General features: G+C 64.9%; 12 protein-coding genes. 2 read left to right on the top strand and 10 right to left on the bottom strand.

Annotated elements, in window-relative coordinates:
- Positions 1-8: 8 nt before the first annotated feature.
- Together J2X09_RS24520 and J2X09_RS24515 are read right to left on the bottom strand one after the other, a co-directional pair.
- The gene (locus J2X09_RS24520) at positions 9-1,094 is read right to left on the bottom strand and encodes a M48 family metallopeptidase (protein WP_204735465.1); all 1,086 of its coding nucleotides are present in this window, start codon (positions 1,092-1,094) and stop codon (positions 9-11) included.
- A complete protein-coding gene (locus tag J2X09_RS24515; RefSeq protein ID WP_204735466.1) occupies positions 1,094-2,290 on the bottom strand; it encodes a YjgN family protein in 1,197 nt (398 codons plus the stop codon). Before J2X09_RS24515 ends, J2X09_RS24520 begins: the two co-directional genes overlap by 1 nt.
- 78 nt (positions 2,291-2,368) lie before the next feature.
- Here J2X09_RS24515 and J2X09_RS24510 point away from each other — a divergent pair, with 78 nt between their 5' ends.
- On the top strand, positions 2,369-4,156 hold the full coding sequence (locus J2X09_RS24510; protein ID WP_204735467.1) for an ABC transporter transmembrane domain-containing protein: 1,788 nt from the start codon (positions 2,369-2,371) through the stop codon (positions 4,154-4,156).
- A 119-nt stretch (positions 4,157-4,275) separates the two neighbouring features.
- Positions 4,276-5,607: a Glu/Leu/Phe/Val family dehydrogenase gene (locus J2X09_RS24505; protein ID WP_204735468.1), complete on the top strand. Its 1,332-nt coding sequence runs from the start codon at positions 4,276-4,278 to the stop codon at positions 5,605-5,607.
- 175 nt (positions 5,608-5,782) lie between these two features.
- On the opposite strand, the gene J2X09_RS24500 is transcribed toward J2X09_RS24505, so the two are convergent.
- From J2X09_RS24500 to J2X09_RS24465, 8 genes are read right to left on the bottom strand one after another with little or no spacing between them, the layout of a single operon-like run.
- Positions 5,783-6,250: a DUF1178 family protein gene (locus tag J2X09_RS24500; RefSeq protein ID WP_204735469.1), complete on the bottom strand. Its 468-nt coding sequence runs from the start codon at positions 6,248-6,250 to the stop codon at positions 5,783-5,785.
- Complete coding sequence (locus J2X09_RS24495) at positions 6,247-6,855, bottom strand: NUDIX domain-containing protein (protein ID WP_204735470.1); 609 nt, start codon at positions 6,853-6,855, stop codon at positions 6,247-6,249. Before J2X09_RS24495 ends, J2X09_RS24500 begins: the two co-directional genes overlap by 4 nt.
- Before the next feature lie 16 nt (positions 6,856-6,871).
- Positions 6,872-7,174 (bottom strand): DUF2818 family protein, encoded by a 303-nt coding sequence (locus J2X09_RS24490; RefSeq protein ID WP_204735471.1) that lies wholly within the window; start codon positions 7,172-7,174, stop codon positions 6,872-6,874.
- A gap of 58 nt (positions 7,175-7,232) precedes the next feature.
- A complete protein-coding gene (gene nuoN / locus J2X09_RS24485; RefSeq protein WP_204735472.1) occupies positions 7,233-8,729 on the bottom strand; it encodes an NADH-quinone oxidoreductase subunit NuoN in 1,497 nt (498 codons plus the stop codon).
- Between the two features lie 27 nt (positions 8,730-8,756).
- On the bottom strand, positions 8,757-10,232 hold the full coding sequence (locus tag J2X09_RS24480) for an NADH-quinone oxidoreductase subunit M (RefSeq protein ID WP_204735473.1): 1,476 nt from the start codon (positions 10,230-10,232) through the stop codon (positions 8,757-8,759).
- Between the two features lie 16 nt (positions 10,233-10,248).
- Positions 10,249-12,291 carry an NADH-quinone oxidoreductase subunit L gene (gene nuoL / locus J2X09_RS24475; protein WP_204735474.1) on the bottom strand — a complete coding sequence of 681 codons (2,043 nt, stop codon included), beginning with the start codon at positions 12,289-12,291 and terminating at the stop codon, positions 10,249-10,251.
- Positions 12,292-12,334: 43 nt separating this feature from the next.
- Positions 12,335-12,643: an NADH-quinone oxidoreductase subunit NuoK gene (nuoK, locus tag J2X09_RS24470; RefSeq protein WP_204735475.1), complete on the bottom strand. Its 309-nt coding sequence runs from the start codon at positions 12,641-12,643 to the stop codon at positions 12,335-12,337.
- A complete protein-coding gene (locus tag J2X09_RS24465; RefSeq protein ID WP_204735476.1) occupies positions 12,640-13,290 on the bottom strand; it encodes an NADH-quinone oxidoreductase subunit J in 651 nt (216 codons plus the stop codon). The genes nuoK and J2X09_RS24465 overlap by 4 nt, the downstream gene beginning before the upstream one ends.
- Between the last annotated feature and the right edge of the window lie 36 nt (positions 13,291-13,326).

Below are 13,326 nucleotides of genomic sequence, written 5' to 3'. Positions count from 1 at the left end.
GCGGCGGGCTACCGCTCTCCGGGCGTCCACTCCCGGAAGAACCGGATGCGCTCCTCATGGTCCGGATGGCTCGCGATGGCAATCGGCAGGGAGACCTCGCGCGATGGTTCGCCCTCCCCTTCGCCGCTGGGCGAACCGCCACGGGTTTTCTCCAGCATGCGCTCGAAAAACACGGCCATGACCGAAGGAGGCACACCGCCCGCGTGCAGCACGCGCGCGGCGTGCGCATCCGCCCGGCGCTCGGCGTCGCGCGAGTAGGACTGTGTGGCCAGCGCCGCAGGCACCGTGGCGATGAAGCCACTCGCATCCCCCAGCACCACCCCCACCAGCGCGCTGACCAGGCTCGCGCGCACCACCATGTCGAGCCCGTCGCGGTGCTGCACGTGGCCCAGTTCGTGCGCGAGCACACCCACGAGGGCGTCGGGCTGGTCGTCCAGCAACTTCACCAGTTCGTCGGTCATGACGATGTGGCCACCCGGCAGCGCAAAGGCATTGGGACCGAGCACGGACGAGGCATGGAACGCGAGTTGCCAGTGCGGCGCATCGCCTTCGGGGTAGGCACGCTCCACCACCGACGCGAAGCGCCGGCGCAGGTCGTCCTGCTGCGACTGCGGCAAACCGCTGGGCTTGAGGAACAGGCGATCCAGCTGCTGCATGGTCTGCTGCCCGATGTGCGCGTCCAGCGCGTCAGGCACCTGCTGTGCCAGGGTCTGGCTCAGCCAGGGCACGCCCCACAGCCAGGCGGCGCCAAGAAACACCACCGTGCCCACCAGCGCCCCCAGGGTGGCACGCCAGCTTTGCATCCACCCGACGACGGCACTTTCCTGCAGACCACTGGCCAGCGCCCAGGCGTCCCATTCCCCCGCGTCGGCGTGCTGGATGAGCCCGCCATCGGGCAGCTCGGCCTGCCGCTGCCCATGCGTGCGGCGCTCCGGCCAGCGCACGCGCGACAACGGATAACGGCGCAGCGTGTCGTCGGCCTGCACGAGCAGTTCGGCGCCTTCGACACGCAGGACCACCGCATGCGGCCTTGGCGACCGGCCGTCGAACCAGCGAGAGTGCAGCACTGGCACCGCGGCCTCGGGCCCGGCCATCAAAGGCCCATGTCCATGCCGAAGAAGTCGCCCGCCGCGTCGCCCAGCACGCCTTTGTCGGCCCGCTGCGCGCTGGCGATCCAGTCGTCTACCGGACCATCCACCTCGAGCGACATGGACTCGAGCTTGAGGCGCGCGGCGCGCACTTTCGCGAAGGGCCAGTAGAAACCGAGCGTGACCACGATCAGCAGCCAGTTGACCAGCGTGACGCGGAACAGGCTGCGAAAACGCAGCGCGCTGCTGAAGCGAACCTTCTCGCTCGACGTCCCGTTCCACAGCAGATTCTGGAAACGAGCGCTGAAATACGGCGTGCTCACCAGCGGAATCAGCAGATAGATCACCCCCAGCGCCACGGGCACGATCAGCGTGAACAGCGCCCGCCTCTGCACCGCCGCCATATCAGAGAACATGCCACGCGCGAGCACGAACAGCACCAGGGCGATCAACGCACCAGACACGAAGGCCACCAGCAGGCTCACGCCCCCTGTCTTCATGAACAACCCGTAGAAGCGGCCCGTGCCCGCCCGCAGTTCGGTGCGCTGCCGGGCGAAGGCATAACCACCGTGCTGGTAGCGCTTGATGCGCGCCATGAGCCAGGGCATCAACGCCAGGAAGACCAGCACCACGGTACCGAACACGATGCCGCTGCGCCGTGCCACCTCGGGCGCCATTTCCTCGCCATCGACCACCTCGGGCAGGAACAGCACGAAGGCCAACGCTGGCAGGAAGAAAGGCAGCATGCTCAGATAGGCGCCCTTCAGATCACCCAGGAAACTCAGGCGCACGCCGCGCCAGCTGGTGTTGCGCAAGCGGAACTGCAACGAGGCACGCCACAGTGCAGGCCATAGCGCCATGAACACCAGCAAGGCGATCCAGGTGAGGCCGGGTGTGAAATTCGACACGGCCCAGTAGCCCACACCCAACAGCAGCACCACCAGATAACCGCGAAACATCTTCCAGGGATCGGCATGAAAGCCCAGCGGATCACCGCCAACGAGCGTGTTGTTCTGAAAATAAGCAATGCGCCGGGCCCGCGCGAATGGGGCGTAGAGTGTGAGCGTCACCAGGGTGAGCAACAGGTTGACGATCCAGATGCGGAAATACTCGCTGCCCGAACCGGTGAACCGGATGTCGAGCGCCTGCGCCGACGCGTCTGCCATCGCCACTGTGGGCGCGAAATCGTCCTGTTGTGCCATCCCATCCCTCTTGAAGTTGAATTATTCGGGCGCATCCTAGCACTGCATCCTTGCAAGGAAACCCGTCACACTCTCGCCATGCCAGACGTCTCCCCCTCTGAGTGGCCCAAGGCCGAATCGCCCACGTCGCTGCGCGGCCTCCTCCCCTTCATGCGGCCCTACCGCACGCAGATCGGGCTGGCCATGCTGTTCCTGGTGCTGGCGGCCGTTGCCACGCTGCTGTTTCCGGTGGCGCTGCGCGGCCTCATCGACAGCGGTCTGGTGGCAGGCGACCGCAGCGCGCAGGCCATGGGGCTGCGAGGACACTTCCTGGAACTGTTCGCGGTGGCGGTCGCGCTGGGCCTGTTCTCCGCCGCGCGCTTCTATCTGGTGAGCTGGCTGGGCGAGCGCATCACGGCCGACCTGCGCAACGCCGTCTACAGCCATGTGCTGCGGCAGAGCCCGCAGTTCTTCGAGACCACGCAGACCGGTGAAGTGCTGTCCCGTCTCACCACCGACACCACGCTGGTACAGACCGTGGTGGGCTCCTCGCTGTCCATGGGGCTGCGCAACGGCGTGATGGGCGTGGGTGCGCTGATCATGCTGGTCTGGACGAACCCGTACGTGATGCTGCAGGTGCTGCTCATCATCCTGCTGGTGGTGCTGCCCAGCATGTGGTTCGGCCGGCGCGTGCGCAAGCTCTCCCGCGCCAGCCAGGACCGCGTGGCCGACTCCAGCGCGATCGCCGCCGAGGTGCTCAATGCCATTCCCATCGTGCAGAGCTACACCGCCGAGGACCGTGAGGCACGGCGCTTCAGCGAAGCCACGGAAAACGCCTTCATCACCGCCATCCGCCGCACGCGAGCCCGCGCCGGCATGGTGGCGTTCATCATCATCAGCACGGCCGCGCTGCTGCTGTGGGGCTTGTACCAGGGCACGCAGGCGGTGCTGGCGGGCACCATCACGCCCGGCCACCTGGGGCAGACGGTGGTCTACATCATCATCCTGGCCGGGGCGGTGGCGGTGCTGGGGGAGGTCTACGGCGACCTGCTGCGTGCCGCCGGAGCGAGCGAGCGGCTGATGGAGTTGCTGGCCAGCGAATCACCCGTGCAGTCGCCCGCAGCACCACTCCAGGCGCCCGCGCCGCAGGGCGGCAGTGCACTGACGTTCGACGACGTCACCTTCCACTACCCCTCGCGCCCGGCCCAGGCGGCGCTCAGCGGCTTCACGCTGCAGGTGCAACCGGGCCAGACGGTGGCGCTGGTCGGTCCCAGCGGCGCCGGCAAGACCACGGTCTTCGGCCTGCTGCTGCGCTACTACGACCCGGTGCTGGGCCACATCCGTCTCGATGGCGTGCCGATCGACCAGCTCGACCTGCACGCGCTGCGCCAGCGCATCGGCATCGTGCCGCAGGACCCGGTCATCTTCTCCAGCAGTGCGATGGAGAACATCCGGTATGGGCGGCCGGAGGCGACCGACGCCGAAGTGCGCGCCGCCGCAGCAGCAGCCTTCGCCGACGAATTCATCGAGAAGATGCCCGAGGGCTACGGCACCTTCCTGGGCGAGCGCGGCGTGCGCCTGTCCGGCGGGCAGCGGCAGCGCATCGCCATTGCGCGGGCCATGCTGAAGAATCCGCCCCTGCTGCTGCTGGACGAAGCCACCAGCGCCCTGGACGCCCAGAGCGAACGGATGGTGCAGGCGGCGCTGGAATCGGCCATGAAGGACCGCACCACGCTCGTGATCGCCCACCGCCTGGCCACCGTGCAGCGGGCCGACCGCATTGTGGTGCTGGACCACGGCCAGCTGGTGGAACAGGGCACCCACACCGAGCTGGTGGCGCGCGGCGGCGTCTATGCCGGGCTGGCGGCGCTGCAGTTCAACGCCTGAAAGGCCAACTATGCGGCAGATGCATAACACAATGGCATTGTGGCCTTGGACATGAAGAAGGCATCTCCGTAAGCTTGCGCGGTTGGCTCAGCACAGGGCCACACATCCAAGGAAACTTCATGCCACAAACATCGCCCCTTCCGGCCGGCAGCGCCACCAGCGCTCCGGCCGTTTTCACGCAGGCCCTTCCCTCCTACCTCGATCCCATGCACCTCGGCCCCTGGGGGGTCTACCTCCAGCAGGTGGACCGTGTCACGCCGTACCTCGGCCCGCTGGCACGCTGGGTCGACACCCTCAAGCGCCCCAAGCGCACGCTGATCGTGGACGTGCCGATCCATCTGGACAACGGTACCGTGGCCCACTTCGAGGGCTACCGCGTGCAGCACAACACCTCGCGCGGCCCGGGCAAGGGTGGTGTGCGTTTCCACCAGGACGTGACGCTGTCGGAAGTGATGGCGCTGTCGGCCTGGATGTCGATCAAGAACGCAGCGGTGAACGTCCCTTACGGCGGCGCCAAGGGTGGCATCCGCGTGGACCCGCGCCAGCTCACGCGCGGTGAACTCGAACGCGTCACGCGCCGCTACACCAGCGAGATCGGCATCATCATCGGCCCGACCAAGGACATCCCCGCGCCGGACGTGAACACCAACGAACAGGTGATGGCCTGGATGATGGACACGTATTCGATGAACGAAGGCTCCACCGCCACGGGCGTGGTCACCGGCAAGCCGGTGGACCTTGGCGGTTCGCTCGGCCGGCGCGAAGCCACGGGCCGTGGCGTGTTCACCGTGGGCGTGGAAGCCGCGCGCCGCATTGGCCTGGACGTGGCCACGGCACGCGTGGCCGTGCAGGGCTTTGGCAACGTGGGCGGCGTGGCAGGCAAGCTGTTCGCGGAAGCGGGCGCCAAAGTGGTGGCCGTGCAGGACCATGGCGGCACCATCTACCGCGAAGCCGGGCTCGACGTGCCTGCGCTGCTGGCCCACGTCGCGCGCGCCGGCTCCGTAGCGGGCTTCCAGAACGCCGAGGTGATCGCCAATGACGCCTTCTGGGACGTTCCCTGCGACATCCTCATTCCCGCCGCGCTCGAATCGCAGATCACCGAAGCGAATGCCGGGCGCATCCAGGCACGCATGGTGATCGAGGGCGCCAATGGCCCCACCACGCCGCAGGCCGACGACATCCTGCACGAGCGCAACGTGCTGGTGCTGCCGGACGTGATCGCCAACGCCGGCGGCGTGACGGTGAGCTACTTCGAATGGGTGCAGGATTTCTCCAGCTTCTTCTGGAGCGAGGACGAGATCAACGCCAGGCTGGTCAAGATCATGAAAGACGCCTTCGCTGCGGTGTGGCAGGTGGCCGACGAGAACAAGGTGAGCCTGCGCACGGCCACCTTCATCGTGGCCTGCAAGCGCATCCTGCACGCGCGCGACCTGCGTGGTCTGTATCCGTAAACCGTAGCTCCCCCCTGCGCCGCTGACGCGGCTTCCCCCCTCTCTGGCGCGCCTGCGGCGCTTGGAGTGGGGACGATGCCTGTGGCCCGGCGAAGCCGGTTCCACGGCATCTCTGGTGATCGGGCACGCGCTTCGGAGATGGCTCTGTGAGCGCTGGAAAGGCGCTCGCGACGGCCTATTGCAGCGTTTCTTTTACGCCGGGGATGGAAGGCAGGGCGATCACCTCGATGCCCTCTTCCATCAGCTCGAGCGCCTCCTGCGGGCTGGCCTTGCCGCGGATCTGGCGGTGCTCGATCTCGCCGTGGTGCATGGCGCGGGCTTCGCTGGCGAAACGTTCGCCCACGTCCTCCGTGTTCGCCACCACCTCTCGCAGCGCCCGCATGATGCGCGCCTGCATGGCGGCCAGGTCCGGGCCCTCGCCATGGTTGCTCATGGCCACCTCGCTCGCGACCGGTGCTTCTGCATCCTGACGACTTGCGCGGAGGTTCAACCGGGGCGCCGACAGCTTCTTCTGGATGTGAACGTCCCCGCACAGCGGGCACGACACGAGGCCACGGGCGAGCTGGCTCGTGTAGTCGTCTTCGGAGCCGAACCAGCCTTCGAATCCATGCTGGTTCGCGCACTGCAGGTTGAGAACCTTCATGGCCCGAATTGTCCCGCATCCGCCGCCACATCGCCAGAACGCCACGCCAGTGGCCATTCGCCACACAGAACGTTCTGCAGCCACATGGAGCCGATCAGGGTCTTGCAGTCAATCACGTCGCCACTGAAACACCAGGCTTGCAACTCGGCGGGGGTGGCGGAGAACACGTCCAGGAACTCGCCTTCATCCAGGCGGCGATCGCCCAGCGTCAGTCCACGCGCAAACCAGATGTCGATGATCTCGTCCGAGTAGGCGATGGTGGGCGCCAGCCGACCGGCGAAGGCCCATTCGCTGGCGCTGTAGCCGGTTTCTTCCAGCAGTTCGCGCTGTGCGCAGGCCAGACTGCCCTCGCCCGCATCCAGCTTGCCTGCGGGAAACTCGATCATCACGGCCTGCATGGGATGGCGGAACTGCCGCTCCATCACGACCCGACCATCGTCGAGCAGGCCGATCACCATCACCGCGCCCGGGTGCAACACAAACTCGCGCGTCGCATCACGCCCGTCCGGCATGCGGACCGTGTCACGCACCACGTGGAGAAAGTGGCCTTTCAGCAGTTCGGTGCGCGAGAGAGGCGTTTCCCGCAGATGCTGGTCGTCTTTCATGGCGGGACAGAACCTTTCAACCGCGGCGGCGGTACAGGTAGCGGTACACGAAGCCTGGGAAAGCCAGGGTCAGAAACAACGAACCCGTGGTGGCGTAGAACTCCCAGCCCTGGGGAGCCACCTGGCCGGCGTACTGCTCGAGCGCCACGCCCATCGCACCAACAGCAAAGTAGAGAACCAGCAGTTCACCCAGCCGCATCCACAGCGTCTTGGGGTCGCGACGAGGCCACACGGCCAGCCAGCGCTCGTTGATGAAAGGCAGGTTGGCCGCGATGAAGGCGGTGGCGAGCACCAGCCAGACAGAAAAAGTGTGGGTCATGGAACGCGGTGAGAGCCGGCGGGCGCTGGCAAGTTCACCGGCGCACCGCCCTGCCCGTTCAGGCGAACATCTGCGCCACGGCCTGGGCGCACAGGGTCATGAGGCCCCCGGGCACGATGCCGAGCACCAGCACCAGCGCGCCATTGATCGACAGCACCGATCGGGCATCAAGGCCGGCGTCGATGCCGCCGGTCTGGGTGGGGGCATCGAAGTACATGATCTTCACGACGCGCAGGTAGTAGAACGCGCCGATCAGCGACATGACCACAGCGAACACAGCCAGGCCCACATAGAAGGCCGTGCTGGATGCGAGCAGCGCCTGCAGCACGGCCAGCTTGGCGTAGAAGCCGACCAGGGGCGGCACGCCGGCCAGCGAGAACATGCAGATCGCCATGATGCCGGCGTAGAACGGGCTGCGCTGGTTCAGGCCAGCCAGATCGTTGATGTTGTCGGACTCGAAGCCGCTGCGCGAGAGCAGCAGGATCACACCGAAAGTGCCCAGCGTGGTCAGCACGTAGGTGACCACATAGAACATGGACGAACCATAGGCATTGGCCATATTGCTGGCGTCGCCCTGCACGACACCGGCCAGCAGGCCGAGGAGCATGAAACCCATCTGTGCGATGGTGGAGAAGGCGAGCATGCGCTTGAGGTTGCTCTGTGCGATGGCCGCCAGGTTCCCCACGAGCAGCGACATCACGGCCAGCACGGCCAGCATCTGCTGCCAGTCCACCGCGAGCGGCTGCAGACCTTCGGCGAGCAGGCGGATCACGATGGCGAATGCGGCGAGCTTGGGGGCGCCACCGATCATGAGCGTGATGGCCGTGGGGGCACCGTGGTAGACGTCGGGCACCCACATGTGGAACGGCACCACACCCAGCTTGAACGCCAGGCCGGCCACCACGAACACCAGTCCCAGCATGAGCACCTGCGGCGAACCCACGAGTTTGTCGCCACCACTGGCAATGGCCAGCATCACCTCGGTCAGGTTCAGCGAACCGGTGGCGCCATAAACCATGGACAGGCCGTACAGCAGGAAACCGCTGGCGAGTGCGCCCAGCACAAAGTACTTCATGGCCGCCTCGGTCGCCTTCAGGTCGTCGCGGCGCAGCGCCACGAGGGCGTAGCTGGAGAGCGTCAACAGTTCGAGGCCCAGGTAGATCACCAGGAAATGGTGACTGGAGATCATGACGAACATGCCCAGCAGTGCGAACATGCCCAGGGTGAACAGTTCACCGCCGCGCAGCATGTCGCGCTGGCCGGAATAGGAGCGTCCGTACACGAAGGTCACCATCATGGCGATGGAGGCGAAGCATTTGAGCCAGTTGCCCATCGGGTCGCTGACGATCATGCCGCCAAAACCGTAGATGGTCTCGCCCGTGCTCGCGGCCAGACCTTGCAGCAACGCGATGACGCCCAGCGTCAGCAGCGTCAGGCCGTAGCTAACGCCGCGCAATGGTGTCTTCACTGCAAGATCGACCAGCGCGATCACGCAGGCCATCGTCAGCAGGAGGATTTCCGGGTAGGCCGCTACCCAGCTGAGCTTGTCAATCATGTGAGCGTTCTCTCGAGTGGCTTAGGCTCAGTTCAGTTTGGAAATGGCAACGTGGCGCAGCAGCTCGGCCACGGAGGCGTCCATCACATCGGTGAAGGGCTTGGGGTAGACACCCATGTAGAGCACGGCCAGGCCCAGCACCGCGAGCACGAGGAATTCGCGGCCGTTGATGTCCACCAGTGCCTTCACGTTGTCGTTGCCCACGCTGCCCAGGTAGACGCGCTTGTACATCCACAGCGAATAGGCCGCACCAAAGATCAGCGCCGATGCTGCCAGCAGGCCGATCCAGAAGTTGGCCTTGACGGCGGCGATGATCACCATCCATTCGCCCACAAAACCAGCGGTGCCGGGCAGGCCGCAGTTGGCCATGGTGAACAGCAGTGCAAAGGCAGCGAACTTGGGCATGGTGTTGACCACACCACCGTAGTCAGCGATTTCACGCGAGTGCACGCGGTCGTACAGCACACCGATGCCCAGGAACATCGCGGCGGAAACGAAACCGTGGGCGATCATCTGCACGATGGCGCCTGAGACGCCGAGGTCGCTGAAGATGAAGAAGCCCAGCGTGACGAAGCCCATGTGCGCCACGGACGAATAGGCCACGAGCTTCTTCATGTCCTGTTGCACCATCGCCACCAGACCGACGTAGATTACAGCGATCAGCGACAGCGTGATCATGAGCCAGGCCCATTCGTGCGAGGCATCAGGCAGGATGGGCAGCGAGAAGCGCAGGAAGCCGTAGGCACCGAGCTTGAGCATGATGGCGGCCAGCACTGCAGACCCCCCTGTGGGCGCTTCCACGTGCACGTCGGGCAGCCAGGTGTGCACCGGCCACATCGGAACCTTCACCGCGAAGGCCGCGAAGAACGCGAAGAAAAGCAGCGTCTGGGCCGTGCCACCGATAGGCAGCTTGTACCAGTCGGCCAGCGCGAAGCTGCCGCCGGACTGCGTGTACAGGTAGATCAACGCCACCAGCATGAGCAACGAGCCCAGCAGGGTATACAGGAAGAACTTGAAGGCGGCGTAGATCTTGTTCGGGCCACCCCAGATGCCGATGATGAGGTACATCGGAATCAGTGTGGCTTCGAAGAAGACGTAGAACAGCATCGCGTCCTGCGCGCTGAAGACGCCGATCATCAGGCCCGAGAGGATCAGGAACGCGCCCATGTACTGGTTGACGCGCGAGGTGATCGACTCCCAGCTGGCCACCACCACCACCACGTTGATGAAGGCCGTCAGCAGCACCAGCCAGAGCGAGATGCCGTCCACGCCCAGGTGGTAGTGGACGTTGAAGTTCTCGATCCACGCGCGCTTCTCGACGAACTGCATCGCAGCGGTGCCGAGTTCGAAGCCGGTGTACAGCGGCACGGTCACAGCCAGGCTGGCGATGGCACCCACGAGCGCGATCCAGCGCACCACATGGGCCTGGTCGTCCCGGCCCAGGGCCAGCAGCACGGCGCCGAAGAAGATCGGCGTCCAGATTGCAAGGCTCAGCAAACCCATCTTGTTTTCCCTCTTCTTATTTCGCGAGCCAGACGAAGTACGTCATGAACAGCAGCACACCCACGATCATCATGAGCGCGTAGTGGTACAGGTAACCGGTCTGCGCACGGCGCACGACGGCGGACACCAGCCCCACCAGTTTCCAGCTGGCGTTGACCACCCCGCCTTCGATCACACCACGGTCACCGCCCTTCCAGAGACCAATGCCCAGAGCACGCGCGCCACGGGCCAGCACGTTCTCGTTGAACCAGTCCAGGTAGTATTTGTTTTCCAGCACGACGACCAGCGGGCGCAGCGCACGGGCGATGGCGGCGGGCACGGCCGGGTTGATCAGGTACATGTACCAGGCGGTCACCGCACCGGCCAGCGCCAGGTACAGCGGTGGCGTCGACAGCGCGTGCAAGGCCATCGACACCGGGCCGTGGAAGATCTCGCCGAACTTCACCATGGCGGGATGGGCCGCCGTGTTGATGGTGATGGCGTCCTTGAGGAAGTCACCGAACAGCATGGGCTGGATGGTGACGAAACCGATCACCACGGACGGAACGGCCAGCAGCAGCAACGGCACCGTCACCACCCACGGTGACTCATGCGGCTTGCCGTCGCCATGACCATGGCCGTGACCGTCGTCGTGGCCATGGTCGTCGTGATGGTCGTGGTGGGCGTCGGGGTTCTGGTCGTAGCGCTCCTTGCCATGGAACACCAGGAAATAGAGCCGGAACGAGTAGAACGAGGTCACGAACACGCCGGCCAGCACAGCGAAATGCGCGAAGCCCGAAGCGGGGAGGTTGCTGAAGTGCACCGCCTCGATGATGCTGTCCTTGGAATAGAAGCCCGAGAACAGCGGTGTACCGATCAGGGCCAGCGTGCCCAGCAGCGAGGTGATCCAGGTGATGGGCATGTACTTGCGCACGTTGCCCATCCAGCGGATGTCCTGGTTGTGGTGCAGACCCATGATGACCGAACCGGCCGCAAGAAACAGCAGCGCCTTGAAGAAGGCATGGGTCATCAGGTGGAACACCGCCACCGAATAGGCCGAGGCACCCAGTGCCACCGTCATGTAGCCCAGCTGCGAGAGCGTGGAATAGGCCACGACGCGCTTGATGTCGTTCTGGATGATGCCCAGGAAGCCCATGAACAGCGCGGTGATGGCGCCGATGACCAGGATGAAGTTGAGCGCGGTGTCCGACAGTTCGAACAGCGGTGACATGCGCGCCACCATGAAAATGCCGGCGGTCACCATGGTAGCCGCGTGGATCAGCGCCGAGATCGGTGTGGGGCCTTCCATGGAGTCGGGCAGCCAGACGTGCAGCGGAAACTGCGCACTCTTGCCCATGGCGCCGATGAACAGGCAGATGCAGATCACGGTGATCAGCATCCAGTCGGTCCCGGGGAAGCCCAGCGCGCCGAGTTCAGGGGCCTTGGCGAACACCTCGGTGTAGTTCATGGTGCCGGCGTAGGCCACGATCAGCCCGATGCCAAGGATAAAGCCAAAGTCACCCACGCGGTTGACCAGGAAGGCCTTCATGTTGGCGAAGATGGCCGTGGGCTTGTTGAACCAGAAGCCGATGAGCAGGTAGGACACGAGGCCCACGGCTTCCCAGCCAAAGAACAGCTGCAGCAGGTTGTTGCTCATGACCAGCATGAGCATGGAGAAGGTGAACAGCGAGATGTAGGCGAAGAAGCGGTTGTAGCCTTCGTCCTCTTCCATGTAGCCGATGGTGTAAAGGTGCACCATGAGCGAGACGAAGGTGACCACCACCATCATCATGGCGGTGAGGCCGTCGACCAGGAAGCCGATCTCCATCTTCAGGCCGCCCACCACCATCCAGGTGTAGAGGGTCTCGTTGAAGCGGGCACCGTCCAGGGCCACGCTCTTGAGTGTCATGGCCGAGAGGATGAAGGCCACCAGCACACCCAGAATGGTGAAGGTGTGCGAAGCGCGACGGCCGATGACGTTGCCGCCGAACGTGGTGCCCAGGATGCCGGCGATCGCCGAACCCACCAGTGGGGCCAGCGGGACGGCGAGCAAGGTGCTTGCAGAGAGGGTGGTGCTCATGGGGTTCTTGCCTGAGTTCTCGTGTGGTGTGGCCCTGGCCTCATCAACCCTTGAGGGTGTTGAGCTCTTCGACGCTGATCGACGACTTGTTGCGGAACAGCAGCACCAGAATGGCCAGGCCGATCGCCGATTCGGCGGCGGCCACGGTCAGGATGAAAAACACGAAGACCTGGCCGTGCATGTCGCCCAGGAAATGCGAGAACGCCACGAAGTTCATGTTCACTGCCAGCAGCATGAGCTCGATGGCCATCAGCAGCACGATGAGGTTCTTGCGGTTCAGGAAGATGCCGACCACGGAAATCGCGAACAGGATCGCGCCCACGGCGAGGAAGTGGCCCAGGGTGACGGTCATGGCTTCTTGCCCTCCTCGGCCGCAACGGCCTCGACAACAGGTGCGGCTTTCTGCGTGGCGTTCATCGGCACCACCACCAGTCGGTCGCTGGCGCGCACGTGCACCTGCAGAGCAGGGTTGATGGCCTTGCTGTCCTTGCGCTGGCGCAGGGTGAGCGCGATGGCAGCGATCATCGCCACCAGCAGGATCACGGCAGCCACTTCGATCGGGTACAGGTATTCGGTGTAGAGCAGCAGGCCCAGTTCACGCGTGTTGGAGTAGTTGGCCCCCATATCGGCGGCCACCGGGTTGTCGGCCAGCGAGGGGAAGCCCATCCACAGCACGGCGATGAGTTCCGCGGCCACGAAGGCGCCCAGCAGAGCCGCGAGCGGGAAGTGCTTCCAGAAACCCTGGCGCACGGTGTCCAGGTTGATGTCCAGCATCATCACGACGAACAGGAACAGCACCATCACGGCACCCAGGTAGACCAGCACCAGCGTGATCCCCAGGAACTCGGCCTTGAGCAGCAGCCAGAGCGCCGCGGCCTGGGAGAACGCGAGCATGAGGTGCAGCACGGCATGCACCGGGTTGCGCGCGGTGATCACGCGATAGCCTGCATACAGCAGCACCGCAGCGAACAGGTAGAAAAAGCCGGTCTGGTAATCCATGGCGTCGTGTTTCTTGTGTCGTCTGGTCCGGCCGAG

Origin of the sequence: Hydrogenophaga laconesensis (assembly GCF_031457235.1) — a bacterium.
GTDB classification, from domain to species: domain Bacteria; phylum Pseudomonadota; class Gammaproteobacteria; order Burkholderiales; family Burkholderiaceae_C; genus Hydrogenophaga; species Hydrogenophaga laconesensis.
This window is presented reverse-complemented; position numbering and strand designations above follow the sequence as displayed.

Coding starts and splice junctions, on each gene's coding strand:
- J2X09_RS24520 (WP_204735465.1), bottom strand. CDS start 1,094: ATGGCCGGGCCCGAGGCCGCGGTGCCAGTGCTGCACTCTCGCTGGTTC.
- J2X09_RS24515 (WP_204735466.1), bottom strand. CDS start 2,290: ATGGCACAACAGGACGATTTCGCGCCCACAGTGGCGATGGCAGACGCG.
- J2X09_RS24510 (WP_204735467.1), top strand. CDS start 2,369: ATGCCAGACGTCTCCCCCTCTGAGTGGCCCAAGGCCGAATCGCCCACG.
- J2X09_RS24505 (WP_204735468.1), top strand. CDS start 4,276: ATGCCACAAACATCGCCCCTTCCGGCCGGCAGCGCCACCAGCGCTCCG.
- J2X09_RS24500 (WP_204735469.1), bottom strand. CDS start 6,250: ATGAAGGTTCTCAACCTGCAGTGCGCGAACCAGCATGGATTCGAAGGC.
- J2X09_RS24495 (WP_204735470.1), bottom strand. CDS start 6,855: ATGAAAGACGACCAGCATCTGCGGGAAACGCCTCTCTCGCGCACCGAA.
- J2X09_RS24490 (WP_204735471.1), bottom strand. CDS start 7,174: ATGACCCACACTTTTTCTGTCTGGCTGGTGCTCGCCACCGCCTTCATC.
- nuoN (WP_204735472.1), bottom strand. CDS start 8,729: ATGATTGACAAGCTCAGCTGGGTAGCGGCCTACCCGGAAATCCTCCTG.
- J2X09_RS24480 (WP_204735473.1), bottom strand. CDS start 10,232: ATGGGTTTGCTGAGCCTTGCAATCTGGACGCCGATCTTCTTCGGCGCC.
- nuoL (WP_204735474.1), bottom strand. CDS start 12,291: ATGAGCACCACCCTCTCTGCAAGCACCTTGCTCGCCGTCCCGCTGGCC.
- nuoK (WP_204735475.1), bottom strand. CDS start 12,643: ATGACCGTCACCCTGGGCCACTTCCTCGCCGTGGGCGCGATCCTGTTC.
- J2X09_RS24465 (WP_204735476.1), bottom strand. CDS start 13,290: ATGGATTACCAGACCGGCTTTTTCTACCTGTTCGCTGCGGTGCTGCTG.